This is a genomic window from Pseudolabrys sp. (assembly GCF_050250095.1).
Classification (GTDB): Bacteria; Pseudomonadota; Alphaproteobacteria; order Rhizobiales; family Xanthobacteraceae; genus Pseudolabrys.
The window spans coordinates 546,554-573,140 of the sequence record NZ_JBFWPH010000002.1 but is presented as its reverse complement, the minus strand read 5'-3'; the positions used below and the strand labels follow the sequence as shown (position 1 = coordinate 573,140).

Annotated in this window: 17 protein-coding genes; 7 read left to right on the top strand and 10 right to left on the bottom strand. The window is 65.2% G+C overall.

The genetic code is table 11. From position 1 onward, the window contains the following. Window positions 1-2: 2 nt before the first annotated feature. Complete coding sequence (locus AB7F10_RS07960; RefSeq protein ID WP_428558845.1) at window positions 3-1,229, top strand: CaiB/BaiF CoA transferase family protein; 1,227 nt, start codon at window positions 3-5, stop codon at window positions 1,227-1,229. On the opposite strand, the gene treY is transcribed toward AB7F10_RS07960, so the two are convergent. Genes treY through AB7F10_RS07930 form a run of 6 tightly spaced genes read right to left on the bottom strand, consistent with a single transcriptional unit; the run spans window position 1,226 to window position 15,173 of the window. Continuing rightward, window positions 1,226-3,955 (bottom strand): malto-oligosyltrehalose synthase, encoded by a 2,730-nt coding sequence (gene treY / locus AB7F10_RS07955; RefSeq protein WP_428558847.1) that lies wholly within the window; start codon window positions 3,953-3,955, stop codon window positions 1,226-1,228. The two genes, AB7F10_RS07960 and treY, sit on opposite strands and share 4 nt — an antisense overlap. Continuing rightward, window positions 3,952-5,709: a malto-oligosyltrehalose trehalohydrolase gene (gene treZ, locus AB7F10_RS07950; protein ID WP_428558849.1), complete on the bottom strand. Its 1,758-nt coding sequence runs from the start codon at window positions 5,707-5,709 to the stop codon at window positions 3,952-3,954. Before treZ ends, treY begins: the two co-directional genes overlap by 4 nt. Then, window positions 5,706-7,820 carry a glycogen debranching protein GlgX gene (gene glgX, locus AB7F10_RS07945; RefSeq protein ID WP_428558851.1) on the bottom strand — a complete coding sequence of 705 codons (2,115 nt, stop codon included), beginning with the start codon at window positions 7,818-7,820 and terminating at the stop codon, window positions 5,706-5,708. The genes treZ and glgX overlap by 4 nt, the downstream gene beginning before the upstream one ends. After that, a complete protein-coding gene (gene glgB / locus AB7F10_RS07940) occupies window positions 7,774-9,927 on the bottom strand; it encodes a 1,4-alpha-glucan branching protein GlgB (protein ID WP_428558853.1) in 2,154 nt (717 codons plus the stop codon). The genes glgX and glgB overlap by 47 nt, the downstream gene beginning before the upstream one ends. Beyond that, entirely contained in the window at window positions 9,924-13,193 is a 3,270-nt protein-coding gene (treS, locus tag AB7F10_RS07935; protein ID WP_428558855.1) for a maltose alpha-D-glucosyltransferase, read from the bottom strand. Before treS ends, glgB begins: the two co-directional genes overlap by 4 nt. A gap of 9 nt (window positions 13,194-13,202) precedes the next feature. After that, the gene (locus tag AB7F10_RS07930) at window positions 13,203-15,173 is read right to left on the bottom strand and encodes an alpha-1,4-glucan--maltose-1-phosphate maltosyltransferase (protein WP_428558857.1); all 1,971 of its coding nucleotides are present in this window, start codon (window positions 15,171-15,173) and stop codon (window positions 13,203-13,205) included. A gap of 132 nt (window positions 15,174-15,305) precedes the next feature. Between AB7F10_RS07930 and malQ the strand changes: the two genes are divergently transcribed. Beyond that, window positions 15,306-17,072, top strand: a complete 1,767-nt coding sequence (malQ, locus tag AB7F10_RS07925; RefSeq protein ID WP_428558859.1) for a 4-alpha-glucanotransferase — start codon at window positions 15,306-15,308, stop codon at window positions 17,070-17,072. Here the strand turns inward: malQ and AB7F10_RS07920 are convergent. The 3 genes from AB7F10_RS07920 to AB7F10_RS07910 all read right to left on the bottom strand — a co-directional run bounded on the left by AB7F10_RS07920 (window position 17,069) and on the right by AB7F10_RS07910 (window position 21,983). After that, window positions 17,069-19,543: a glycogen/starch/alpha-glucan phosphorylase gene (locus tag AB7F10_RS07920; RefSeq protein WP_428558861.1), complete on the bottom strand. Its 2,475-nt coding sequence runs from the start codon at window positions 19,541-19,543 to the stop codon at window positions 17,069-17,071. The genes malQ and AB7F10_RS07920 overlap by 4 nt on opposite strands. Window positions 19,544-19,881: 338 nt before the next feature. Further along, on the bottom strand, window positions 19,882-20,646 hold the full coding sequence (locus AB7F10_RS07915) for a DUF1365 domain-containing protein (RefSeq protein ID WP_428558863.1): 765 nt from the start codon (window positions 20,644-20,646) through the stop codon (window positions 19,882-19,884). Then, complete coding sequence (locus AB7F10_RS07910; RefSeq protein WP_428558865.1) at window positions 20,643-21,983, bottom strand: NAD(P)/FAD-dependent oxidoreductase; 1,341 nt, start codon at window positions 21,981-21,983, stop codon at window positions 20,643-20,645. Before AB7F10_RS07910 ends, AB7F10_RS07915 begins: the two co-directional genes overlap by 4 nt. A 196-nt stretch (window positions 21,984-22,179) precedes the next feature. On the opposite strand from AB7F10_RS07910, the gene AB7F10_RS07905 reads away from it, so the two are divergent. Genes AB7F10_RS07905 through AB7F10_RS07885 form a run of 5 tightly spaced genes read left to right on the top strand, consistent with a single transcriptional unit; the run spans window position 22,180 to window position 26,177 of the window. Beyond that, window positions 22,180-22,761, top strand: a complete 582-nt coding sequence (locus AB7F10_RS07905) for a sigma-70 family RNA polymerase sigma factor (protein ID WP_428558867.1) — start codon at window positions 22,180-22,182, stop codon at window positions 22,759-22,761. Window positions 22,762-22,763: 2 nt separating this feature from the next. Next, window positions 22,764-23,411, top strand: a complete 648-nt coding sequence (locus tag AB7F10_RS07900; protein ID WP_428558869.1) for a ChrR family anti-sigma-E factor — start codon at window positions 22,764-22,766, stop codon at window positions 23,409-23,411. Window positions 23,412-23,425: 14 nt separating this feature from the next. After that, window positions 23,426-24,331: an alpha/beta hydrolase gene (locus AB7F10_RS07895; protein WP_428558871.1), complete on the top strand. Its 906-nt coding sequence runs from the start codon at window positions 23,426-23,428 to the stop codon at window positions 24,329-24,331. Beyond that, window positions 24,328-25,155, top strand: a complete 828-nt coding sequence (locus AB7F10_RS07890; protein ID WP_428558873.1) for a DUF1295 domain-containing protein — start codon at window positions 24,328-24,330, stop codon at window positions 25,153-25,155. The genes AB7F10_RS07895 and AB7F10_RS07890 overlap by 4 nt, the downstream gene beginning before the upstream one ends. Then, window positions 25,152-26,177 carry an SAM-dependent methyltransferase gene (locus AB7F10_RS07885; protein WP_428558875.1) on the top strand — a complete coding sequence of 342 codons (1,026 nt, stop codon included), beginning with the start codon at window positions 25,152-25,154 and terminating at the stop codon, window positions 26,175-26,177. Before AB7F10_RS07890 ends, AB7F10_RS07885 begins: the two co-directional genes overlap by 4 nt. Here the strand turns inward: AB7F10_RS07885 and AB7F10_RS07880 are convergent. Then, complete coding sequence (locus AB7F10_RS07880; protein WP_428558877.1) at window positions 26,174-26,584, bottom strand: DUF2177 family protein; 411 nt, start codon at window positions 26,582-26,584, stop codon at window positions 26,174-26,176. The genes AB7F10_RS07885 and AB7F10_RS07880 overlap by 4 nt on opposite strands. Between the last annotated feature and the right edge of the window lie 3 nt (window positions 26,585-26,587).

The following is a 26,587-nucleotide window of genomic DNA, read 5'->3' as shown; positions in this document are numbered from 1 at the left end:
ACATGGGTTTACCGCTCGCGGGCCTGCGCGTTCTCGACCTGACCCGCGTGCTGGCCGGCCCGTGGGCCACCCAGTTGCTGGCCGATCTCGGCGCCGAGGTTCTCAAGATCGAGCGTCCCGGCGCGGGCGACGAGACGCGCGCCGCCGGCCCGCCGTTCCTGAAGGACCGCGCGGGAGACGACACCAGCGATTCCGCCTATTTTCTCAGCGCCAACCGCGGCAAGAAGTCCGTCGCCGTCAACATCGCGACGCCGCAGGGTCAGGAGCTGGTCCGGAAGCTCGCGGCGAGTTGCGACGTGCTGGTCGAGAACTACATGGTCGGCAAGCTTGCCGAATACAAACTCGATCACGCCAGCCTGCAGGCGACCAATCCGCGCCTCGTCTATTGCTCGATCACCGGCTTCGGCCAGACCGGACCGTACCGCGAATTGCCGGGCTATGATTTCGTCTTTCAGGCGATGGGCGGGATGATGAGTATCACCGGCGAGCCGGACGGCACGCCGCAAAAGGTCGGCGTCGCCTTCTCCGACCTGATGACGGGCATGTATGCCTCGACCGCGATCCTCGCCGCGCTCCGGCACCGCGACGCCGGCGGGCGCGGTCAGCACATCGACCTGTCGCTGTTCGATACGCAGATCGCGGCGCTCGCCAACATGAACATGAACTATCTGATCGCGAACCGGGTGCCGAAGCGCATGGGCAATGCGCATGCGAACCTCGTGCCCTATCAGGTGTTCCGCTGCAGCGACGGCGACGTGGTGGTGGCCGCCGGCAACGACAATCTGTTCCGCGGGCTGTGCCGGGGTCTCGGTCAGCCTGCCCTGTCCGACGACATACGTTTTGCGACCAACCCGGACCGCGTGCGCAACCGCGACGACCTCATCACGATCCTGTCCGGCCTGTTCCTGACCGGCACCGCCGCGGAGTGGATCGAGCGGCTGCGGGCGCAGTCGGTTCCGGTCGGCCCGATCAACAACCTCCAGCAGGTGTTCGCCGATCCGCACGTTCAGGACCACAAGATGGTGGTGCGGGTCGAGCATCCGGCCGCCGGACCCGTGCCGCTGGTCGCCAATCCGATCCGGTTTTCCGAAACGCCGATCGCCTACGAGAACCCACCGCCACTCCTCGGCCAGCACACCGCCGCAACGCTGAAGAATCTGCTCGGCCTCACCGAAACGCAGATCGCGGACCTCGAGAAGCAACTCGTCGTGCAGACGTCGGGGCGTTAAATCGAGCGTCCGCGCCAGTACACGCCGACCGGCAGGTCGTCGAGCCGCACGGTGCGTCCGCCGACCGGCCGGTCGCGCAGCACGTCGCGATAACCGTCGAGCCGCTCCCGGAACGCGATTTCGAAGGAGTCCGGCCATCGGCGTCCGCCGCCGGTCGCCGCCGCGAAATGATGCCCGACGACGACCAGCAGCCGGTCGCCACGGAATTTGCGGGCGAAGGCCATGCCGGATGCCGGGCCGGGATCGAGCGGAACGCCCGTATAACTGCCCTCGCGGAACAGCGCGGCGTGCCGCCGGCGGAAATCCAGCAATGTCCGGATGAGCGCAAACTTGATGCGGCCGTCCCGCCAGTCGCGCGCGCATCCGGCCCAATCGGCACGATCCGCAAGCAACGAACGCCGCGTCGCGAAATCGACCGGGCGGCGGTTATCGGGATCGACCATCGACAGATCCCACAGCTCGGTCCCCTGAAAGATATCCGGAACTCCCGGCAACGTCAGCTTCAGCGCGGTCTGTGACAGGCTGTTGAGCGCACCGAGCAGCGCGGTGCGCCCGGCGAGTTTCGACAATGACGCAATAAAATCCGCAGACTGCGCCGGGTCGAGAATGGACGCGACGAACTGGGCAACGGCCTGCTCATAGGCCTCGTTCGGATTGGTCCAACTGGTTTGCTCCTTGCCCTCGCGCACCGCCTTGAGAGCAAAAGCCTGGACGCGCTCGACGAAGCCCGCATCGGGCAGCTGCCCCGGCCAGGCGCCGATCAGCGTCTGGTAAAGCATGTATTCATGCGCCGCGGACGGCCAGCGGCCGCCGTTCACCTGATGGGTGAACCGCGCGTTGAGCGATGCCCATCCGGTCACCGCCTCGCGCCAGTCGTCGGGAATCTCCGCCAGCGCGAGGATACGCATGCGGGCGTCTTCGCCGCGCTTGGTGTCGTGCGTGGCGGTTGCCACGAGGCCGTCACGCTGCTCGCGCAGCAGCCGCGTTTGCTCCGCGTGAAACTCCTCGGGCGTCAGCGCCCCGGCGGATGGCTCGCCCCCGACCTCGTTGAGCGCGATGAGACGGTGATAGCGATAGAACGCCGTGTCCTCGAGCGACTTCGCCATCAAGGGCCCGGTGAACTGTTGCAGTTTCGTTGCGAAGGTCCGGATGCGCGGCGCGCTGTAGCCGCGCCCGCGCGCAAGATCGCCGGTGACGCAACCGTGCAAAAACTCGAAAATGCCGGGGTCCGGCCCGCCCCAGGACGCCCGCGTTCGCGCAATTGCTGCATCGATCAGCTTGCGGTCCGCCTCGGCAGTCCGCGTCGCCGTGACATAGGTGCGATAGACCGGAAATTCGAGCACATAGGACCGCAATGCCGCCTGCAGACGTCCGACCGTGTAATCGCGCGTGCTGACGTGCCCGGCGGCGATACGACCCAAGGCCCGCGCCAGAACCGTGAACTCGCTGGCGAGCATGGTATCGAGAACACGCGCCTTTGCTTCGCGCGCAATGTCGTCGAAACGGCGATTGTCATCGCTGAATTCACGCCAGATGCGGTCGAGCGCACCAACGCCCTCACCGTCGAGCAACCCGCGGGAAATCACGTTGAGCCGTTCGTATCCCGTCGTTCCATCGATGTCGCCAAGAGGCGGCAACGACTCGTGCGGTCCGAGTATCTTTTCGACGACGACATAAAATCCGTCGGCCCGCGTCTGCGGGCGCACACGCCGCACCAGTTCACGCAAGCGCCGGACATATTGCGCGGGATCGCGCAAACCGTCGACATGATCGAGCCGTAACCCCTGCAACGCACCGTCGGCGATGAGCCGCGCCACCAGCCGATGCATGGCGGCGAAGGTCGCCGGATGCTCGGGCCGCACGCCGGCAAGGTCGTTGATGTCGAAAAAGCGCCGGTAATTGATGGCCGAAAACGCAACGCGCCAGAAGGCGAGATGATAGGCCTGCCGCTCGAGCAGCCGGTGCAGCATCGCGCGGCCGGACTCGGTCCGCGCATCGTAGGCGGCAAGACCGCGCGCAATGAATGCGGCGCCATCAGCCTGCGCGAGCGCCGCCTTCAGCGCCGGTGTATCGCGACAGGACGGCGCTTGCCGTTCGCGGTAAGGCTCGACGACGGCCAGCAGCCTGCGGCCCTCCCCGGTATCCGCGCCGGCGGCAGCGACAATCGTGCGCACGATTTCGGCGTAACGCTGAGGATTGATCGGCAGCTTGTGCTCGAAATACCAGGCGGCAAACGAGCCGGCCGTCTCGTCGAACCTGAGCGCGATATCGCCGTTCTGAAGCGCCTCGCCGTATGGCCGGCCGAGGATCGGCAACAGCACCCCCGGCTTGTGGCGATACGGCAAGCCCTGCCAGTCGATATCGAAAGACGGCGCGTGCGGCGATTTTTGTCCCCATTCGAGGACGTCGAGCCACCACGCATTGTCGGAATAGCCGACCCCCATGTGGTTCGGCACGAAATCGAGAATGAGGCCGATATCCGCGTCCTTGAGCGCGGCCGACAGTGCTTCAAATCCCGCTTCGCCGCCGAGTTCTTCGCTCAGGCGGTTATGGTCGACGATATCGTAGCCATGCGTCGAGCCCGGCCGCGCGGCGAGAAACGGCGAGGCATACAGATGCGAGACGCCGAGTGACTTGAGATACGGAACAAGCGCCGCCGCCTCGCGAAAGCCGAACCGCTGCGTCAGTTGCAGGCGATAGGTCGCGCAGGGAACGGCATTCGTCATGACATCGGCCCGATGCCGACCGTGACCGACCACGGCAGCGCGTCATCCGGCCGGCGCTCGTCCCATACCTGCGTCTCGCAGGCGACTTCGTCCCGATCGGCTCCGGTGAAGTCGGCAACCATATGCAGCGCGCGGCTCGCCGTCTGCCAGCGTGCCCTGAGCACACCGTCCGTGAAGCTCGCGTCTGAGCGCTCCGGCTCGATCTCGGGCAGCAAGGGAACGATATGCCGCTGGCGGGCCCGCAACAGCGCCGTCACGAGTTGCAAACGCCGGCGGCCCTCTGCGCCGTCCGCCGCGCCCCAGTCGAGCACCGCCGAGCGGAACGTGTGCTGCGCCAGCGGATCGGGCACATCGAGAGCGGGATCGGCATAGGCCTCGGCGAACTCCGCCTTGCGCCCGTTGCGGACCGCGTCCGCGAGATCCCCCGTGAAGTCGCAGAAGAACGGAAACGGACGCCGCGAGCCCCACTCGTCGCCCATGAACAGCATCGGGACCGCCGGCGAGAGCAGCAGCACGATCAGCGCCGCTTCAAGCTGCGACGGTGGCACGCGAGCAGCAAGGCGCTCGCCCAGCGCCCGGTTTCCGATCTGATCGTGGTTCTGCAGGAAATCGACGAAGGCGAGCGGCGGCAGTACCCTGCTCGGCTCGCCGCGCGGCGCGCCGTTGCGGTGTTTCGACGGCTCGCCCTGATAGACGAAGCCTTCCGCGAGCGTCCGCGCGATCAGAGGCTCCGGCGCGGTGTAGTCCTTGTAGTATCCGGTCGACTCGCCGGTCAGCCATACATGCCAGGCGTGGTGATAGTCGTCGTTCCATTGTGCGCGATAACGTCCTCGCGGCGGATTCTCGTCCGGCGCCAGCAGGCGCGCAGCATTGTCGTCGTTCTCGAGAATGAGATGGATATACCGGCCGCTCTCGCGAGCGACGTCGCCGACCATCGCGCTGATCTCGTGCAGAATATCCGGCTCGCCGGGCGTCGCGATGGCGTGAACGGCATCGAGCCGCAACCCGTCGAAACGATAGTCGCGCACCCAGGCAACGGCATTCTCCACCGCGAAGGCACGCGCCTCGGGCAGCGCATAGTCGATGGCGACACCCCACGGCGTCTGCGCTTTGGAAAAGAATTGCGGCGCGATGCGCGGCAGATAATTTCCTTCGGGACCGAAGTGGTTGTAGACGACGTCAAGAAAGACCATCAGCCCGCGCCCGTGCGCGGCATCGATCAGCGCCTTGAGGTCGTCCGGTGTGCCGTAAACGCTGTCCGGCGCGAACCACAGCACGCCGTCATAACCCCAGTTCCAGCGGCCGGGAAAATCGGCCAGCGGCATCAGTTCGATCGCCGTCAGCCCCGTTGCCGCGACATGATCCAGCGTCTCGATCGCCGCGCGGAAGGTGCCGGCTTGCGTGAACGCGCCGACATGCAGTTCGAGAACACTGGCCTCATGCCACGGGCGGCCGCGCCAGCCGGACGAACGCCACCGGTAGGCTTTGTGATCGACAACCTGGCTCGGACCGCTGACGTCATGCGGCTGAAAGCGGGAGGCCGGGTCGGGAATAGTCAGCTCGTCATCGACGCGAAGGCGGTATTTCGTTCCGCCGCCCGCGCCCGGAACGTCCCGCGCAAACCATCCGTGTCCGTCACCCGCCATCGGCATCACCTCATCGCCGATGACGAGGTCCACGATCTTCGCGGCGGGAGCCCACAGGCGAAACTCCACGCCCTCCGCCGTCAGGCGCGGGCCGAACGCCGCCGTCATGACGCGCCTGCAAAAATCACGACGGTCAACGGCCGTGCCTGACGCGTATCGGCCGGCGCGCCGCCGTCGATACGGTCGCCGTCCTCGCCGGTATCGATGACGACATCCCAGCGAGCGACGCCGGGCCACTCCGGCAAGGTGAATTCGACCGGCTGCTGCGCCGCGTTCAGCACCAGAAAGAGCGGCTGTCCGCCGGGCGCGACCGGCGCGAGGACATAGGACAGGAAACGCCCGTCGACGAAGTTCCAGTCCTCCTCCGCCATCTCGCTGCCCGACGGCGTCAGCCATTTGATGTCGTAGCTGCCGTCGTCGCGCTTGCCCTCGAGCCAGCGATACGGCTTGAGCTGGGGATAGTTGCGGCGCAGTTCGGTCAACTCACCGACAAACCGGCTCATGTCGTCGCCGCCGCCAGCCTGGCTCCAGTCCACCCAGCCGGTTTCGTTGTCCTGGCAATAGGCGTTGTTGTTGCCGTGCTGGCTGTTGCCGACCTCGTCGCCGGCCAGCATCAGCGGAACGCCCTGCGCCACGATCAGGCAGGCCAGCTGGTTGCGGCGGACCTGACGCCGTAGTTTCTGAATGGCAGGGTCGTCGCTCGGGCCTTCGGCGCCCCAGTTCGCACTGGCGTTGTCGTCGGAGCCGTCGCGGTTCTCCTCGCCGTTCGCTTCGTTGTGCTTCTGCTCGTACATCGCGGTATCGGCCAGCGTGAAGCCGTCATGGACCGTGACGTGATTGATGCTGGCGCGCGGGCTGCGGCCGTCATGCTGGAATTGCAGCGCCGAACCGGTCATGCAGCCCGCAACATCGCCCAGCAACGCCGGATCGCCGCGCCAGAAGCGGCGCAGCGTCTGGCGATAGACATCATTCCATTCCGACCAGCCGTTGGGAAAACCGCCGACCTGATAGCCGCCGAGGCCGATATCCCACGGCTCGGCGATCAGCTTGACGTCGGCGAGCACCGGATCCTGCCGGATCGCGGCGAAGAACGGCCCGCGGCGGTCGAATTCCGGAATGCGGCCCAGCGTGCTGGCGAGGTCGAAGCGAAATCCGTCGACGTGATAGACCTCCACCCAGCGCCGCAGGCTGTCCATCACCATCTGCAGCACACGCGGATGCGACAGGTTCAGCGCGTTGCCGGTGCCGGTGTAGTTCTCGTAATAGCGGGCGTCGTCCGGCGTGAGCCAGTAATACGATGCGTTGTCGATGCCGCGATAGCAGAACGTCGGCCCGAGGTGATTGCCTTCCGCCGTGTGGTTGTAGACGACGTCGAGAATGACCTCGATACCGGCTTCATGCAGTCCCGCCACCATCGAGCGGAATTCCCGGATGGTATCGCGCACCGCATAGCGGCGCTCCGGCGTGAAAAAATTGACGGTGTTGTAGCCCCAGTAGTTCACGAGGCCCTTGTCGACCAGATAGCGGTCGTCGATGAAGGCATGCACCGGCAACAGCTCGACCGCGGTAACGCCCAGCATGCGCAGATGCTTGATGACGGCCGGATCGGTGAGCGCGCCATAGGTGCCGCGCAACGGCTCGCCGATCTCGGGGTGCTGCCGCGTCAGACCCTTGACGTGAGCCTCATAGATAAACGTGTCCTCCCACGCGGTCTGCGGCCGTGTCTGAGCGCCCCAGCTATGAGCATCGTCGACCACGACGGATTTCAGCATCCAGCGCGCGTTGTCGCGCCGGTCGAACGACAAATCCTCGCTTCTGTGGCCGGTCCGATAGGCAAAATGCGCGTCGGTCCAGGAAAACTCCCCGGACAAATTCTTGGCGTAAGGGTCGAGCAACAGCTTGTGCGGATTGAAGCGATGACCGGCGGCGGGCTCATAGGGGCCGTGAACGCGGTAGCCGTAAAGCTGTCCCGGCACGACATGCGGACAATAGCCATGCCAGACGTCGTCGGTCCGTTCCGGCAGCGCGATGCGCTCCGCCTCGCGCCGGCCGCTGCGGTCGAACAGGCACAGCTCGACCTTGGTGGCATGCGCGGAGAACAGCGCGAAATTCGTGCCCTTGCCGTCCCAGGTCGCGCCCAGCGGGTTCGGCGAACCCGCCCGCGCCGGCCCGTCAGACCTCAGGAACGAGATAGATGGCAGCAAGCGGTGGGATGACAAGTCGAAGCTCCGGGCTGTCCGGGGTTACAACGGTCGACACGCGCCCCGCGTTCCCGACATTGCCGCCGCCATAAGAAGCGGCATCGGAATTGAAGACCTCGCGCCAGGTCCCGGCGAAGGGCACGCGCACGCGATAATCCCGCAGCACCTGCGGCGTGAAGTTGACGATGACGACGCAGCGCGCATCGGCGTCGCGTCCCTTGCGAAGCCAGGCGAAGGTGCTGTTGTCGGCGTCGTCGGTGACCAACCACTCAAAGCCGGCCGGATCGCAATCAAGCTCATGCAGCGCCGGCGTGTCGCGATAGAGCGTGTTGAGATCGCGGACCAGACGCTGAATACCGGCATGCGGTTCCTGCTCGGTCAAATGCCACGGTAGGCTGACATCGTGGTTCCACTCGGTGTCCTGGCCGAATTCGGCGCCCATGAACATCAGCTTCTTGCCGGGGTGGCCGTACATGAAACTGTAATAGGCGCGCAGATTGGCGAACCGCTGCCAGCGGTCGCCGGGCATCCGGCCGAAGATCGAACGCTTTCCGTGCACGACCTCGTCGTGCGACAGCGGCAGGATGAAGTTCTCCGAGAAGGCGTAGTGCAGGCCGAACAGGATATTGCCGTGATGATGGCGGCGATGAATCGGGTCCTTGGAAATGTAATCCAGGGTGTCGTGCATCCACCCCATGTTCCATTTGTAGCCGAAGCCGAGACCGCCGAACTCGACCGGGCGCGACACTTGCGGCCACGCTGTCGACTCCTCGGCAGCCGTGGTCGAATTCGGAAATTCGCCGAACACCGCAGCGTTGGTTCGTCGCAGGAAACCAATCGCTTCGAGGTTTTCGCGGCCGCCGTAGCGGTTCGGGATCCAGCCGCCGCTCGGCCGGCTGTAATCGAGATAGAGCATCGATGCGACCGCATCGACCCGCAACCCGTCAATGCCGTAGCGGTGGAGCCAGAACAGCGCATTCGACAGCAGGAAGTTCGCGACTTCAACGCGGCCGTAATTGTAAATCAGCGTGCCCCAGTCGAGATGACGGCCCTGCGCGGGGTTCGCGTGCTCGTAGAGCGCCGTTCCATCGAACCGTCCAAGGCCGTGCGGATCATCCGGGAAATGACCCGGCACCCAGTCGAGCAGCACGCCGATGCCGCGGCGGTGGAATGCATCGACCAGCAGCGCAAAGTCGGCAGGCGGACCGAACCGGCTGGTCGGCGCGAACAAGCCGGTCGGCTGATAGCCCCAGGAGCCATCGAACGGATGCTCGGAGACCGGCAGCAGTTCCACATGGGTGTAGCCCATCCCGGCGACGTAATCCGGCAGCGTCTCGGCCAACTCGCGATAGGTCAGCCAGCGGCCGCCCTCCTCCGGCTTGCGACGCCACGAGCCCAGATGCACCTCGTAAATCGACATCGGCGCGCTCAGCGCATTGATGCCGTTGCGCGCCGCTGCCGGCTGCGGAATCGCCGCGGCGTCCACGACAACCGAGGCCGTCGACGGACGCATTTCGGCGGCGAAAGCAACCGGATCGGACTTGAGCGGCAGCAATTCGCCGGAGCGCGCGACAATCTCGTATTTATACTTGTCGCCGGCGCGGGCGCCGGGGACGAAAATTTCCCAGTAGCCGTTGCCGCGCACGCGCATCGCGTGGCGACGACCGTCCCATTGATTGAAATCGCCAACCACGCTGACCCGCTGCGCGTTCGGCGCGAGAACGACAAAGCCGACCCCATCGACATCGTCCAGCCGCATCGGGTGCGCGCCGAGCTTGTCGTAAAGCCGCAAGTGATCGCCTTCGTTGAGGAGATGGAGATCGTAATCCGACAGGATCGGCTGGAACCGGTAAGGGTCCTCGAGTTCAACGTCCGCCTCGCCAAACCGCGCCTTCAACCGGTAATGCTGATGGCCGGTGATCGGCCCGGCAAACAGGCCGGCGTCGTCCAGACGATCAAGCACCCGCTCGTCGCCATTTTCCTCGATCACCGCGACCGCGCTAGCGTTCGGCAGGAAAACGCGAACGACGGTGTTGTCGTTCTCATGATGCTGGCCGAGATAGCTGAACGGATCGGCGTGCTGTCCGGCCATGATCTTGCGCGCGGCGGCAGGAAGGCTTGTCATGCGATCACTCCCCGCTGGCGCAGGATGCGCAGCGTCGCTTCGACCGGAATGCCGACCCAGTCGGGCCGGTTGGTCAGTTCGTATTCGACTTCGTAGAACGCCTTTTCCAATAGGAAGAAGTCGAGCAACGACCGGCTCTGCTCCTCGTCCTTCGGCCACAGCCGCCGGTCGGTCAGCGTCTCGCGATAACTGCCCCAATAGGCGTCGATGAGCTGCTGGGTCCACAGCCGCAGGCCCGGCACGAGTCGCGCGCGTTCCTCCGGCGGCAGATCGCCGGCGCGGCCGAGCGCGGCGCTGACCGCGTAGTCGATCGACCGGCAGAAGCCCGCGACGTCACGCGCGGCCGGCGCCTTGCCTCGACGTTCCGCCAGCGACCGGCGCGGCTCGCCCTCGAAATCCAGCAGATAGGCGTCGTCCTTGACCATCAGCACTTGGCCAAGGTGAAAGTCGCCGTGATGGCGAATTTTCACCGCATCCGCGGCGATGGTTCCGCTACCGCCGATAGCCTTGAGAATGGCCTCGCGCGCATTGAGCAGCGTTTCGGCCTGCTGGCCGATCCCCTCGGCTAACGAGCCGCGGTGCCTGTCGAGCAGAGCGAACACGGCATTGGCCCGCATGCGCAACGCCTCGATCCAGCGCTGCATGTCCCCGGCGACGATCGGCTCCGGCGCGAAATCAGCGATGTCGTCGCGGCTGGCGATGGCCTGATGAAAATCCGCGGTTCGCCGGCCGATCTGCCTGATCCGGTTCAGCATCGCTTCGCTTTCCGGGGTGTCGCTGATCGTCTCGACCGGCATCAACTGCTGCTCGTCGATCAGGCGGTCGAGCGATTGCCCGATCACCGTCCAGGCATCGCCCTGGTTCTCGACAAAGCGATGCACCACGGCGAGCGCCGACGGCTGCCCGTCCTCGATCAATTCGACGGAGCCCAACAGCGCCGGCGCGTTGGCGAACGGCGCGTGTTCGGCGAAGAACCGGCCAATCTCGATTTCCGGGTGGATACCCGGCGTCACCTTGCGCAGCACCTTCACCACGTAGTTGCGGTCGGCGATCATGCTGGTGTTCGACTGCTCGACGCCGACCGTCTTTACACTCGTCACCGGCGTCGCCTCCGCCAGGGCCGATGTCGGACGAAATGCGAGTTGGCAGGCGCCATCGCCGACGGTTTCGGCCGCAGCGATCTTGTCGATCAGTGCCGCGATGAATTCCGGCTCGGCGGCCGCATCGAGCAGCGCCCCCTCCCGCGCCAGCCGGCGCACGGCGGCGAGCACCTTGATATGGCCGTTCTCGATATCCGTGTGGGGCTGCCACCGGATCATCATCGGCAGCTGATAGCGGCTCGCCACCCCCTCGCCCGCCGTTTCGAGGACGGCGAGAATGAAACGGTCGTTCCGGTGCGTGACAGGCAAGGCCATCTGCACCCGCACGCCGACACCGCCGCCCTTTTCGCCGAACCACCGGCGCTCGGACAGGAAGCCCGGCAGCACCTCATGTTCCAGGGCGCGGCGATTGCGTTCCGTAACCACCGAGTTGATATCGTCGCCGATCACCAGCGTGGTCACGTCGCGCGGCAGGTCACGCTCCTGCCACTCCGGCGGCTGCGAATGCAGCATGAACCAGTAGAATCCGTAGGGCGGCAGCGTCACCAGATAAGGCAGATCGCCGATCGGGGGAAACCGCGAACGGCCAAGCATTTCCTGGGGAACGCGGCCTTTCCACGCGCCGAGGTCGAGCTCAACCGCCTGCGCGGCGCGCGACAGGTTGGCGACGCACAGGATCGCCTCGTCGCCGAGTTGGCGGACATAGGCGAGCACGCCGCGATTTGCCGGCCGCACCAGCGTCAGCGTCCCGCGCCCGAATACCTTCGTGGACTTGCGGACACCGATCAGCCGCTTGGTCCAGTTCAGCAGCGACGACAATGAGCGCGACTGCGCCTCGACATTGACCGAAGCATAGCCGTAAACCGGGTCCATGATGGGCGGCAGGAAAAGCCGCGCGGGGTCGGCGCGCGAAAACCCGCCGTTGCGATCCGGCGTCCACTGCATCGGCGTGCGCACGCCGTTGCGATCGCCGAGATAGATGTTGTCGCCCATCCCGATCTCGTCTCCGTAGTAGATGATCGGGGTTCCGGGCATCGACATCAGGATCGAGTTCATCAACTCGATCTTGCGCCGGTCGTTCTCCATCAGCGGCGCGAGCCGCCGCCGGATGCCGAGATTGATGCGCGCCCGGTGATCGGAGGCGTAGGTCGACCACAGATAATCCCGTTCCTTGTCGGTCACCATCTCCAGCGTCAGTTCGTCGTGATTGCGCAGGAACATCGCCCACTGGCAGTTCTCGGGGATATCGGGCGTCTGCCGCACGATGTCGGTGATCGGAAAGCGGTCTTCCTGCGCGATCGCCATGTAAATCCGCGGCATCAGCGGGAAATGGTAGGCCATGTGGCATTCGTCGCCGGCGCCGAAATACTGCTGCACGTCCTCCGGCCACATATTCGCCTCGGCCAGCAACACCTTCCCTTCCGCATAAGCGTCGAGTTCCGCGCGCAGCGTCCGGATGACGGCGTGCGTTTCGGGCAGGTTCTCGTTGCCGGTGCCGTCGCGCTCGATGAGATAGGGCACCGCGTCGAGACGAAAGCCGTCGACGCCGGCGTCGAGCCAGCGCTTCATCACCCGCACCACGGCCTGCACGACGCGCGGATTGTCGAAGTTCAGGTCCGGCTGATGGGAAAAGAAGCGGTGCCAATAATAGGCGCCGGCCTCATCGTCCCACGCCCAGTTCGACTTTTCGGTGTCGGTGAAGATGATCCGGGTGCCGGAATACTTCTGGTCGCTGTCGCTCCAGACATACCAATTCCGCGCGCTGGAGCCCGCCGGCGAACGCTTCGCGCGCTTGAACCAGGGATGCTGGTCCGAGGTGTGGTTGACGACCAGTTCGGTGATGACCCGCAGGCCACGGCGCTTCGCTTCCCGCACGAACCGCCGGAAGTCGCGCATCGTGCCGAAGGCCTCGTTGACGTCGCCATAGTCGGCGATGTCGTAGCCGTCGTCGCGGCCCGGGCTCGGATAGAACGGCAGCAGCCAGAGCGCGGTGACGCCGAGATCCTTCAGATAGTCGAGCCGCTCGGTCAGGCCGTTGAAGTCTCCGACGCCGTCGCCGTTACTGTCCGCGAACGCCTTGACATGAAGCTGATAGATAATCGCATCCTTGAACCACAGCGGGTCCCGGACCTCGTCTTCGAGCATGAAATCGGGCGCGACATTCATGCCTCGCCCTCACGTCACGCAGCGGAACAGGAGCGCGGGATCGACCTGCGGATCGATGCGAAGCCGCGTACCGCCCCATTCGAGCCGGCGGAATTCGCCGGTCAGCAGGTTTTCGATCGCCACGACCGGCCGGCCGCCGATCTGGGCGTCGCCGAAGTGAAGCCAGAACTCACGCGCATTCGGTGTGATCGCAATCGCTCCGGCAACACCGTCGGAACCGTCGACGGCCTCTTTGATGAAGCCGATGACGCCGTCGTCCTCGACCTGCAAAAATCGCAAATTGTCGGTCTGGCGCAGCGCGGCGTGCTCGCGCCGCAGCCGGTTGAGCATCGCGAGATACGGTTTGATGTTGCCGGGCTTGTTCCAGTCGCGGGTGCGGATCTCGTATTTGTCGGAGTTGAGATACTCCTCCCGGCCGGGCAAAGGCTCGTGCTCGATCAGCTCGAATCCGTTGTAGATGCCGTAATTCGACGATAGCAGCGCGGCAAGCGCAACGCGCGACTTGAAGAGCCAGGTTTCGCCGGTCTGCAACTGCACCGGGAGAATGTCCGGCGTGGTGACGAAAAAATTGGGGCGGAAATACTCGCGCTCCGGATAGCCGATCAGCTCGGAAAGATACTCCTGCAGTTCCTGCTTCGTGGTGCGCCAAGTAAAGTATGAATACGATTGCGAGAAGCCGAGCTTGGCCAGCGCCTTCATCAGCTTCGGCCGCGTGAAGGCCTCGGACAGGAAGATCACGTTGGCGTTGCGCTGGTGCACCTCGTGGATCACCCACTCCCAGAACGGCAGCGGCTTGGTGTGCGGATTGTCGATGCGGAAGATTTCGACGCCCTGCTCGACCCAGAACAGCAGCACGTCGCGCAGGGCCTGCCACAGCGCGATCCGCTCGGCGGCACTGAAATCCGGGTTGACGATGTCCTCGTATTTCTTCGGTGGGTTCTCGGCGAATTTGATCGAGCCGTCGGGCCGACGCTTGAACCATTCCGGATGCTGCGTGAGCCAGGGATGGTCCGGCGAACACTGGACCGCAATATCGAGCGCGACCTCCATGCCGTGAGTCCGGCAGGCGTCGACCAGCCGGCGGAAATCCGCGAGATTGCCGAGTTGCGGATGCACCGCGTCATGACCGCCGGTGGCGTCGCCGACGGCGTAAAACGAACCCGGATCGCCTGGCTCCGCCGTCAGGCTGTTGTTGCGGCCCTTGCGGTTGGTGCGGCCGATCGGATGGATCGGCGTCAGATAAAGCACGTCGAAGCCGAGCGCGGCGATTTCCGGCACACGGGCGATGCAGTCCTCGAACGTGCCGTGCTGGCCGGGCACACTGCTCTGGCTGCGCGGCACCATCTCGTACCAGGCCGATGCCCGCGCCTTTTCGCGCTCGACCAGCAACGGAATTGTCGCGCTGCGGCTGAGATCGGTTCGTACCTCCGTCTGCGCCATCGCGCCGCCGAGGTCGTCCGACAGCAATGCTTCGGGGTTGCGATTGAAGTTATCGATGGCTGCCGTCACCGCAGCATTCGCCGTCCCGCCGTTCGGCATCAGCGAGCGCGCGAGTGCGAGGCCCTCGCGAAGTTCAAGCGAAATATCCTGACCGGCCTGCTTCTTCAGAAGCGCGCCCTTGCGCCACGATGCGAACCGGTCGGTCCATGCCTCGATCTGAAACAGATAGCGGCCCGGCTCCGGCGGAACGAACGACGCCGTAAAGCGGTCGTTGCTGTGGAGTTGCATGTCCGCGATCTGCCACGCGTTGGCGTTCTCCCGGCGCCAGCGGAGCGCGGCGCGGATCTGGTCGTGGCCGTCGCGGAAAATATCGGCCCAGATCGCGACGGCTTCGCCCGCGATCCGCTTGACCGGATAGCGGCCGCCATCGACGGCAGGAAAAATATTCTCGATCAGAAATCGCGGCCCGGTGGGGTCACTCGGCGACCGATCGAAATTCGAGATTGCCGAATTGGGATGGGTGATGACCGGACCTCCCATGATTTTTTCAAGAATCGATGATTTTTTTCGGTCTGGACCCGAGAAAAACCGTTTGATCGCTCTAATAGTTCCCACCGTGGAACAACTTTTTGTCCTTAATGCGGGTGCGAAAGCCCGAAAGAGATCGGATTGATGGAAAATTGGAGCGATCAGGCGCGATATTGGGGCGTCGCGCCGGGATATCACGACGTTTTCGGACGGTGGCGCGCAGCATCGGACGCTTCGGTCGGCACTGTCGTTGCGGCGCTCGCGGCCGGCGAATCCAGCGCTCACGCTCATCTCTCCCCCGAGTTGCAAAGCAATGCGCGCGCCTTTCAAGGCGACGGCGACAGGGTCTGGGGATTGGCCGTTCAACTTTACGCCGTGCGCTCGTCACACAACTGGGGAATCGGCGACTTCTCCGATCTGCGCGAGGCGATCGCGACGGCAGCGCAGGCCGGCGCGTCGGCCGTCGGTCTCAATCCGCTGCATGCGCTGTTCACCGATCGCCCGGGAGCGGCCAGCCCCTATGGTCCGAGCAGCCGCATCTTTCTCAATCCGCTCTACATCGCGGTCGATGCGTTGCCGGATTTCGAGGACACGGCAGAGCTTGCCGAACGCCGTGCGGCGCTTCGCAGCCGACCGCTGGTCGATTACGCCGGCGTTGCGGCGCTCAAGCTCGCAGCGTTGCGCCGGTGTTACGGCCGCTTCCGCGAGAGCGCCAGTGCGGAGCGCGCGGCGGACTTTGCCGCCTTCCGAGCCGAACGCGGCGAAGCCTTGCTGCGCTTTGCGTGTTTTGAGGTTCTTCGCCTGCGGTTTCAATCGAAACCGTGGCGAGAATGGCCGCAGCCGTGGCGCGATCCCGACCGGCCCGCGATCGACCGCCTGCACCATGAGGAAGCAGAAGCCTGCGGCTTCGTCGAATACCTCCAGTGGGTGGCCGACCGGCAACTCGCCGCGTGCCGCGACGAGGCAAAGCGCCGCAAGCTCGCCGTCGGCCTTTATCTCGATCTGGCGGTCGGTGTCGATCCCGCCGGCGCCGATGCCTGGAGCAATCAACGCGCCATCGTCGCCGGATTGAGCATCGGCGCGCCGCCCGACGAGTTCAATCCGGCCGGACAGAATTGGGGACTGGCCCCCTTCAATCCGCACATGCTGGCCGACAACGATTTTGCAGCGTTGCGCGCCCTCCTCGGCTCCGCCATGCGGTATGCCGGGGCGATCCGGCTCGATCATGTGATCGGCCTGATGCGCCTCTTTCTCGTTCCGAACGGAGCGCCGGCGGCCGACGGCGTCTATGTGTCCTATCCACTTGAGGCGCAGCTGTCGGTCATCGCCCAGGAAAGTCACCGTCACCGCTGCGTCTTCATCGGCGAAGATCTCGGCACCGTCCCGGAGGGGTTTCGCGAAATCGCGCAACGCTGGGGCGTGTGGACCTATCGCGTCATGATGTTCGAGCGGTGGCCGAACGGCGACTATAAATCGCCGTCCGACTATCCCGCCGACGCGCTCGCGGCATTCAACACCCACGATCTGCCGACCTACCGCGGCTGGATCGCCGGACGGGATATCGAGATCAAGCGCAGCATCGGCCTCGATCCTGGCGAGGATGAGGCGGGGCGCGCCCGGGCACGCGGGATGCTACTGCGCCACTTGCAGCCTTATGCGGGACCGAACGAGCTCACGAATTTCGCGGCGACGGCCGGCTACCTTGCCGCCACGCCGTCGCGGCTGGTGATGGTCGCCATCGACGATCTGCTCGACATCGAGCAGCCCATCAATATTCCGGGCACCGTCGACGAATATCCGAACTGGCGCCGCGTGCTTCCGGTTCCGATCGAGCAATGGAGCGCGCAACCGACCTTCCGCGCGGTCAAGGCGGCGTTCGACCATGCCGGCCGCGGCCGTTACGGCCGTTAATCGACCGGCACGCGCCAGATGTCGCGCGCATAGGCGCGCACCGCACGGTCCGACGAGAAAAAGCCCATCCGTGCCGTGTTGCGGATGCTGGACCGCCACCAGCGGGCCGGATCGAGCCAGGCCCGGTCGACCTCGCGCTGCGCATTCCAATAGGCGTCGAAATCGGCGGCAACCATGAAGGGATCAAAGTCCAGCAACGCATCGATCAACGGCTGGAACTGCGCGTCGCCGGCGTCGGAAAACTCGCCACGGCTGAGCGCGTTGACGACCTGCCGCAATCGCGGCGAACGTTCGGCCGCCGCGGCTCCTGTCACCCGCGCCTCGCTGCAGGCCTGAACCTCCGCGGCTGTCATGCCGAACAGGAAGAAATGTTCGGCGCCGGCCTTTTCGCGGATTTCGATGTTGGCGCCGTCGAGCGTGCCGATCGTGAGCGCCCCGTTGAGCGCGAGCTTCATGTTGCCGGTCCCCGACGCTTCCATGCCGGCGGTCGATATCTGCTCCGACAGATCGGCGGCGGGGATCAGCGCCTCGGCCAGGCTGACGCTGTAGTTCGGCACGAACAACAGCTTGAGCCGGCCCCGCGCGCGAGGATCGGCATTGATGACGCGCGCGACATTGTGCGCGAGCTTGATGATGAGCTTGGCCCGCTCGTAGCCCGGCGCCGCCTTCCCCGCGATCAGCTTCACACGCGGCGCCACATCGGCGTTCGGATTGGCGCAAATCTCCTGATAGCAGGCGATCGTTTCGAGAATGTTCAGGAACTGGCGCTTGTACTCGTGGATACGCTTGACCTGAACGTCGAACAGCGCCTCCGGATCGAGATGACGCGCGAGATCGTCCGGCAACAGATCCGCAAGCGCCTGTTTTCTGTCGTAGCGCGCGCGGCGGAACGCCTCGACAAAGCCGGCGTCCTTCCCCAACCGGTCGAGATCGCCGAGACGTTCGGGGTCGTCAAGAAATGCCGGCCCGATGGCCGAACGAATGAGATCGGTCAGACCCACGTTTGCCTTGAACAGCCAGCGCCGGAAGCTGATGCCGTTGGTTTTGTTGACCAGCCGCGTGGCCGAGACCTTGAGCAGATCGCCGAACACCGTCCGTCCCAGCAGATCGGTATGCAGTTCCGACACCCCGTTGACCGCATGCGAACCGACGAAGGCGAGATGCGCCATCCGCACCCGCTTCTGCTCGCCCTCCGACACCAGCGATATCCGCGCGATGAAATCGGGGTCGGTGTGGCCCGCCTCGGTCGCCTCTTTAAGATGCAGCCAGTTGATCAGATAAATGATCTGCAGGTGGCGCGGCAGCAGCCGACCGAACAATTCCGTCGGCCAGCTTTCCAGCGCCTCCGGCAGCAAGGTGTGATTGGTGAAGCTCAGCGTTTCGCGGGTCACACGCCACGCCTCGTCCCAGCCGATGTCGTAATCGTCGATCAGCAGCCGCATCAATTCGGCGACGGCGACGGCGGGGTGCGTGTCGTTGAGCTGAATGGCGGCATGACTGGACAGCGTGCGGACGTCGCCGAACTGCTCGATGTGACGGCGCAAAATGTCGCGTAACGACGCCGCAGTGAAGAAATATTCCTGCCGGAGCCGCAACTCCTGGCCGTGCACCGTCTGATCGTTCGGATAAAGCACGCGGGTGATCGCTTCCGCGCGGTTGCGCGCCCTCATCGCGCCGACATGGTCGCCTTCATTAAAGGCTGCGAGTTGGATCGGATCGGCCGCCCGCGCGCCCCACAGGCGGAGGATGTTGACGTGCCGCCCGCGCCAGCCGGCAATCGGCAGATCGTGCGTCGTCGCGATGACGTATTCGGCGGGGTACCAGATCGCCCGCGCGGTGGCGCCGTCGCCGCCGACATATTCGACCGCGCCGCCGAAGCCGATCGGATATTCCTTCTCCGGCCGCGGCAGTTCCCACGGGTTGCCGTTGCGCAGCCAGGTTTCGGGCCTCTCCTCCTGCCAGCCGTCGCGGATATGCTGCTCGAACAACCCGTGCTCGTAGCGGATGCCGTAGCCGTAGCCCGGCACGCCGACCGCCGCCATGCTGTCGAGATAGCATGCGGCAAGCCGCCCCAACCCGCCATTGCCCAGCGCAGCGTCCGGCTCGACGGCCTTCACGTCGTCGATGTCGATGCCGAACGAATGCAAAGCGTCGCGCGCTTCGTCGAGCAGGCCGAGATTGACGAGCGTGTCGAACAGCAGCCGGCCGATCAGAAATTCAATCGACAGGTAGTAAACGCGCTTTTTCTTGTTGGCGCGGTTGGCGTTGCGCACATCGAGCCAGCGCGCGACGATGCGGTCGCGCACCGCCAGCGCCGTCGCGACATACCAGTCCTCCATCCGGGCTTCCGCCAAGGTGCGGCCGAGGGAGTAAACAAGCCGCGTGCGGATGGCGTGGCGCAGGCTCTCGGGCTCGTCGTGGCGCGACGTCTGGTCGGTCGGAAATGCAAGCGATCGGGCGGCAGTCTTCATTCGTCGATGGCGTCGTCATCTCATCGTGAGGCGTCGGCAACATAACAGAAGAGCCGCGGGCATCGCGGGGCAAAAGTGCGGAATTGCCCAGCTTTGGCCACTTTCCAACAGGCGCCACAGATCGGCCGCGAGCGCGGGACTGAGCCGTTTCGTTGCGCGGCCGGCCAATCGCCCGTCGTGCAAAGGTTCCACGGCAGGGAACCGCGCGATTTTGAGTTGAATTGAAAAGTTCCCGGCCCGAGCGGTATCGCAGGTTTCCAAATGACATATTTGGTCCGGCTCCCGCCTGGCGCGCGATTTACCGGACGGCGCTGCGATACGTCATGCCGATTCGCTTGTCAGCGATTGACGATCATCGTGACGTCGTCGCGTGGCGGCGTCGGCCGCGGCGCGACGCGGTAGCCCTTCAACAGCATCATCAGGGCATGCCAATGGATCGCCGCGATCACCTTCAGCGTCACAAGCGGAAACAAAACCATCGCGCGCGCGAGTGTGGCATCCGTCAGCGGCGCCTGGCGGCCAGCGAGCGCGGCGTCGATCACCACGCCGTCCGCGTCGGAGCCGCGGATCGCGACGGCGACGCTCGCGGCATCGAGCGTCGTGCGAAATCCGTAGGTCAGCCGCATGCCCATGAAGGGCGAGACATAGAACTGCTTGTCGCAGGAATGCTCGAAGGGCTGCGTTTCGCCGCGTGTCGGGACCAGATAGCTGTGGCGTTCGCCGAAGGTGTTGTGCACCTCGTAAAGGATCGCGTCGATGGCTCCCCCGTTGCAGCAGAAATAGATGCTGAGCGGATTGAAGGAATAACCGAAGGTCCGCGGCATGCAGAACAGCAACACCTGGTCGGCGGTCATTCTGGCTGCCGCGAGATGCCGGTCGACCTGTTGCCGCAGCGGCGTGTCGCTGCCGTCGCCGTGATCGGAGTCGTGAAGGCTGAAGACGTTGAAGCGGTTGTGCGAAAACAATCTCAGCCGGTGGCCCAGTCCGTCGAGGTCGTCGAGATCGAGCAGCGCCCAGAAAACATTGTGACGCAGACTGTGCGGCCGCGGCCGGCGGCGGCGGTGCATGACGGAGCCGAAATAGAGCGCGGATCGAAGCGTCATGCGGCAAGCTCGCGGTTTTGCTCCGGCGCCGGCCCGAGACAGATGCGGTCCGATTCAGCGGCCACGGTCCACGGCCGCCGCACGCCACCCAGTGCCTCCGCCACCGCAAGGCCCGCCTGAAGGCCGTCTTCGTGAAAGCCCGCGCCGAAATAAGAGCCGCAGAACCAGACGCGGTTACGCCCCTGCAGGCGGTGCAACTGCCGTTGCGCGGCGATGGCGGCGGCATCGAACAGCGGGTGATCGTAGTTTTCCCGGTGCCAGATATGCCCTGGCTCCCGCTCCGGATTGAGTGTCACGAAATATTGCCGGTCGCCGGGCAGACTTTGAAGCCTGTTCATCCAGTAGGTGACGCCGGGCGATGTCGTGTCGCGCCCGCCCTGCCCCTCGATGTAGTTCCAGCTCGACCACACCGCCCGGCGGCGCGGCATCAGCGCATCGTCGGAATGAAGAAACGCGGCGTTACGGCTGTAACGGAAAGCGCCGAGCAAGGCGCGCTCCTCGGCCGTCGGCTCCGCGAGCAAGGCCAGCGCCTGATCGGCATGCGCCGCAATCACGACATCGTCGAAGCGATCGGTCTGACCGCCGGCGTCGCGGACCAGAACGCCCCTCGTCGTGCGCTCGATCGACACCACCGGCGTGCCGGTGCGCACGTCCGACAAGGCGCAGGTCAGCTTCTCGACATAGGCGCGGCTGCCACCCCGCACCGTTCGCCAGACCGGCCGGTCCCGCAACCGGAGCAAACCGTGATTGTCGTGGAATCGAATAAACGCAGCCGCAGGATAGTCCAGGATCGCGCCGCACGGTGCCGACCAGATCGCCGCTGCCATCGGCAGCAGGTGGTCGTCGCGGAAGGCCGAGCCGAAGCCGCCGGCTTTCAGGTACTCCCGCATGGTGAGCGTGTCGTCGACCGACCGCGCATCCCGCGACGCGCTGCGATAGAACCGGTGCAGATCGCTGAGCATCGACCAGAACCGCGGACGCAACAGATTGCGCTTCTGCGCGAAGAGGCCGGCGAAATTGTTGCCGGCATATTCGAGCCCGCTCAGCAGGGACACGGCGAAGGACATGTCGGTCGGCTGGGTGTCGACCGCGAGATGGGCAAACAGCGCGACGAGATTGGGATAGGTCGCCGCATTATAGACGATGAAGCCGGTGTCGACCGGAAGCGGACCGCCGGGCGCCGCGACCGTCACGGTGTTGGAGTGGCCGCCGGGCCGGCGGTCCTTCTCGTAAAGCGTCACATGATGGCGCCGGCTCAGCATCCACGCCGCGGAGAGGCCGGAGATACCGCTGCCGACGACCGCGATGCGCCTGCAAGCCGATGCGCCCTGCCTCATTAAATCCCCTATCCGTCCGTAGTTTGCTCCCGAAGATACGTGGCCATGTCCGGTTTGGATCAGTGCTGATCCAAACCGGACGGCAAGACGTATTCTGAACATGTCGGCAACCTCGCCATTTCCGGTAAACGCGGTTCGCGCGCTTCCCCCAATGCCGTATTGTCCGGGAAAGAGCCGCCAGCCGGTCAGGATAGCCGTGCGCAAGAACAACGACGACATCGCAGCGAGGCAGCAGGCGGGTCCGGGGGATGCGTCCGGCCTGATCGTGGCGATGGCGACGACGCAGGACCGGGCCGCGTTCGCACAGCTGTTCGAGCTTTACGCGCCACGCATCAAAGCCTGGCTGATGCGCCGCGGCGCGACGGCGGATGCGGCCGAAGAGACGGCGCAGGACGCGCTGCTGCTGATCTGGCGGAAGGCCGCGATGTTCGACCCCGGCCGGGCCACGGCGGCGGCATGGATTTTCACCATCGCCCGCAACCTCCAGATCGACAAACTGCGGCGCGAAGCACGGGAACGCCGCGGCGCGGTCTTTGAGCTTGCAGAACCGGACCGGGCAGAGCGGCCGGACGACGTGTTCGATGTCAGACAAACGGGAGAAAAGGTTCGTGCGGCGCTCGCGACCTTGTCGCCCGAGCAAATAGCGGTGGTGCAACTGTCCTTTTTCGAAGGCGTCGCCCACGGCGAGATCGCCCGGACGCTCAAGATTCCGCTCGGCACGGTGAAGTCGCGCCTGCGGCTTGCGATGCAAAGCTTGCGCGGGCAACTGGATCAATGACAATGACGATCAAACACCATCCCACCGACCAGACGCTTGCGGCTTATGCAGCCGGCACGCTCGACGAAGCGAAAGCGCTTGTCGTCGCGACGCATGTTTCGCTGTGCCCGCAATGCCGTCAGGCGGCCGCCGCTTTCGAAAGCGTTGCCGGCGAGATGCTGCAAGCGTTGCCGCCCGCGCCGATGCACGCCGATGCGCTGACGAAGACGCTCGCACGGCTGGAGGCGGACGCCGCACCGGCGGCGCCCGTCCCGGCCACCGCGCGCGATGACGACGACATCCGGTTGCCTGCGCCGCTTGCAGCCTACGACCGCAAGCCGTGGCGCTGGCTTGGCCGCGGCATCCAGTTCTGCGCGGTCGACGTGCCGGCCGGACCGGACGGTCGCGTATTTCTGCTGAAGGCCGAGCCGGGCATCCGCCTGCCCCATCACAAGCACACCGGGGCGGAATGGACCTGCGTCATCCAGGGTGCGTTCAGCCATGCCGGCGGCCATTTCGGCGCAGGCGATTTCGATGAGGCGGACGAGACGGTCGAGCATCATCCGATCGTCGAGGCCGGCGAGGTTTGCATCTGTCTCGTCGCCCTGCAGGGCAAGGTCATGCTGCAGGGCTGGGCCGGACGCCTGCTGCAACCTCTCCTGCGCTTCTGACCGCTGTGGCGCGCGTGGCTGCCGAGCCCGACATTCACCCGCGGCCCCGGCCGAGCCAGCGCCTGCGCGTCTCGCTCGGTCTTGTCGCTGCCCTGCTTGCCTCGGCCTGTTCGCCGGCTGCACCGCTGAATCTGCTGGCGTCGCGTCAGGGATTGGTGATCGACAGATCGCTGCCGTATGCCGCCGGTCCGCGGCAGACGCTCGATGTCTATCGCCCCGAAGGCGGCAAGAACCTGCCGGTCATCGTGTTCTTCTATGGCGGAAGCTGGCAGAGCGGCAGCAAGGACACCTATCTCTTTGCCGCGACGGCGCTTGCCCATCGCGGCTACGTCGTCGTCGTTCCCGATTACCGGACCTATCCAGAGGTCACCTATCCCGCGTTCCTGAAGGATGGCGCACAGGCGGTCGCGTGGGCGAAACGCAATGCGCGGCGATACGGCGGCAATGCGAGCCGTCTATTCGTGATGGGACATTCGGCCGGCGCCTATATCGCGGCCATGCTGGCGATCGATCCACGATGGCTGGGCGACGCCGGACTGTCGCGGGCGGACGTCGCCGGACTTGTCGGCCTGTCGGGGCCTTACGACTTCCTGCCGCTGCGCGACGAAACGCTCAAGGTGATTTTCGGTGGTGCGGCACGCCCCGACACGCAGCCGATCCATTATGTGACGGGCAGCGAGCCGCCCGCCCTGCTTGCGACCGGCACCGGCGACAGCGTCGTCGACCCCGGCAATTCGCAGCGTCTCGCCGACCGGCTGCGCGCCGCGGGCGACCGGGCCGAGGTCATCACCTATCCGAACAAGGGTCATCTCGAAACGATCGGCGCATTGGCGCCCTCGTTACGGTTTCTCGCTCCCGTGCTGGACGATGTCGATGCGTTCATCCGCAGCGTGCTGTCCGGAAGGAAGGACCGGCCATGAATACGACGGTGTTTCTGGCCGCGCTTGCGGCGGTGTCGGCCGCACTCTCGCTCGTGATGCTGGGCGCGTGGCTGATCTGGCGGGCGACACGCAATGCCGGCTGGATCGACACGACGTGGACCTTCGGCCTCGGCGCGATTGGATGCGCCGGCGCGCTCGCCGCGGTGTCTGCCGGAACGGGCTTTACGACACGCGCCGTCATCGTTGCCGGACTGATCGCCATCTGGGCGATGCGCCTCGGCAGCGGAATCGCCCGCCGCACCGCCGGCATCGCGGACGATCCCCGCTATGCCAGACTGGTCGAGGGCTTTGGCGCCACCGCGACGCGCGGCATGTTCTGGATCGCGCAGAAGCAGGCCTGGGTCAGCATTCCTCTCGCCATGACGATGCTGCTGGCAGTCTGGAACCCGGCGCCTCACCTGCGAGCGCAGGATGTTCTCGGCATCGCCGTTCTGGCGATCGGCATTGCCGGCGAGGCGCTCGCCGATGCGCAACTCAGACGTTTCAAGGCGGATCCCGCCAACAAGGGCGGCATCTGCGACGCCGGTCTGTGGCGCTGGTCGCGCCATCCCAACTATTTCTTCGAGTGGTTCGGCTGGCTGGCCTATCCGCTGATCGCCATCGACCTCGGCGGACATTATCCGTGGGGCTGGTTCGCGCTCATCGGCCCGCTCTGCATGTATTGGGTTCTGGTTCACGTCACGGGCGTGCCCCCGCTCGAGGAACACATGCTGCGAACCCGCGGCCCCGCCTTTCGTGCCTACCAGGCGCGCACATCGGCTTTCTTTCCCGCTCCGTCCCGTACCTCGAAGGTGACGCCATGACCTTTGCCCAGACCGCAGCCTATTACGGCGAACGCCTCCCTCTGCCCGACAGCCTGAGCAAGGCTGCAATCGCTCTTCTGGTCGATCAGACGCGACGCAAGCTCGGCGACACGACAATCGATGCCGACCGCGTCTTCACCCGCGACATGGCGCATTATCCGATCGCGACGCATACTTCGGACGCCAACGCCCAGCACTATGAGATACCCGAGAGCTTCTTTGCGCTTTGCCTCGGACCGCAACGCAAATATTCGTGCTGCCTCTATGACGGCGGCATCGACACGCTGGCGGCTGCGGAGGAGCGCGCGCTGGCGGCGACCGCCGAAAACGCCGGACTGGCCGATGGCCAGCGTATCCTGGAGCTCGGCTGCGGCTGGGGCTCGCTGTCGCTCTGGATGGCGCGCCACTATCCCGCCGCGCGCATTACATCCGTCTCGAATTCACATTCGCAGCGCGCTTATATCCTCGCGCGGGCGCAGGCCGAGGGCCTCGGCAATCTAAAGGTCGTGACCGCCGACATGAACAGCTTCGAGCCCGACGGGCCGTTCGACCGCGTGGTGTCGGTCGAAATGTTCGAGCACATGGCCAACTGGGGTCCGCTGCTGCAACGTATCCGCCGGCATCTCGCCGGCGACGGCCGGTTGTTCATTCACATCTTTACGCACCGCACGACGCCCTATCGCTTTCGCGTCGAGGACAAGGACGACTGGATCGCACAGCATTTTTTCAGCGGCGGCATCATGCCGAGCCATCGGCTGATCCGGCAATTCCCGGAGCTGTTCGCGGTCGAACAGGAATGGCGCTGGAACGGGCTGCACTACCGCAAGACGGCGCAGCACTGGCTCGAGAATTTCGACGCCAACGCCGACGCCATCCGGGCGATCTTACGCGACGTCTACGGCGCCGACGCCGCGCTCTGGCAGCGCCGGTGGCGGCTGTTCTTCCTCGCCACCGGAGGCCTGTTCGGTCACGACGACGGCCGCGAATGGGGCGTCAGCCACTTCCGCCTGCTGCCCGTCTAGGCGTTGAAACTCGCGAGCCACCGCGCCGCGACCACGGCCAGCATCGCGGCCAGGCCCGACGCGACCGCGCCATAAGCGATATCGATCAGCGTGATCTGCACCGGCCAGGTCCGCAGCGTCGCCTGATTGGTCAGATCGTAGGTTGCGTAGGCGACCGCCCCGAACAGCGCTCCATACAGGAACGTGCCGGACATGGTGCCTTCACGAAGCGCCGGCAGGACGACAAACACGACCAGACCCGCCGGATAGACCAGATAAAAGGCGACCGCCGGAGCCATCCGGACGGTCGGCGCCAGCAGATCGCCGAGCAGCGGCCGGTAGATGACATTGCCCATCGTGCTCAGCCAGGCGGCGTCGATGAGCCCGAACACGACCAGCGCGCTAAAATAGGCTGCGAGATAAATCATCGG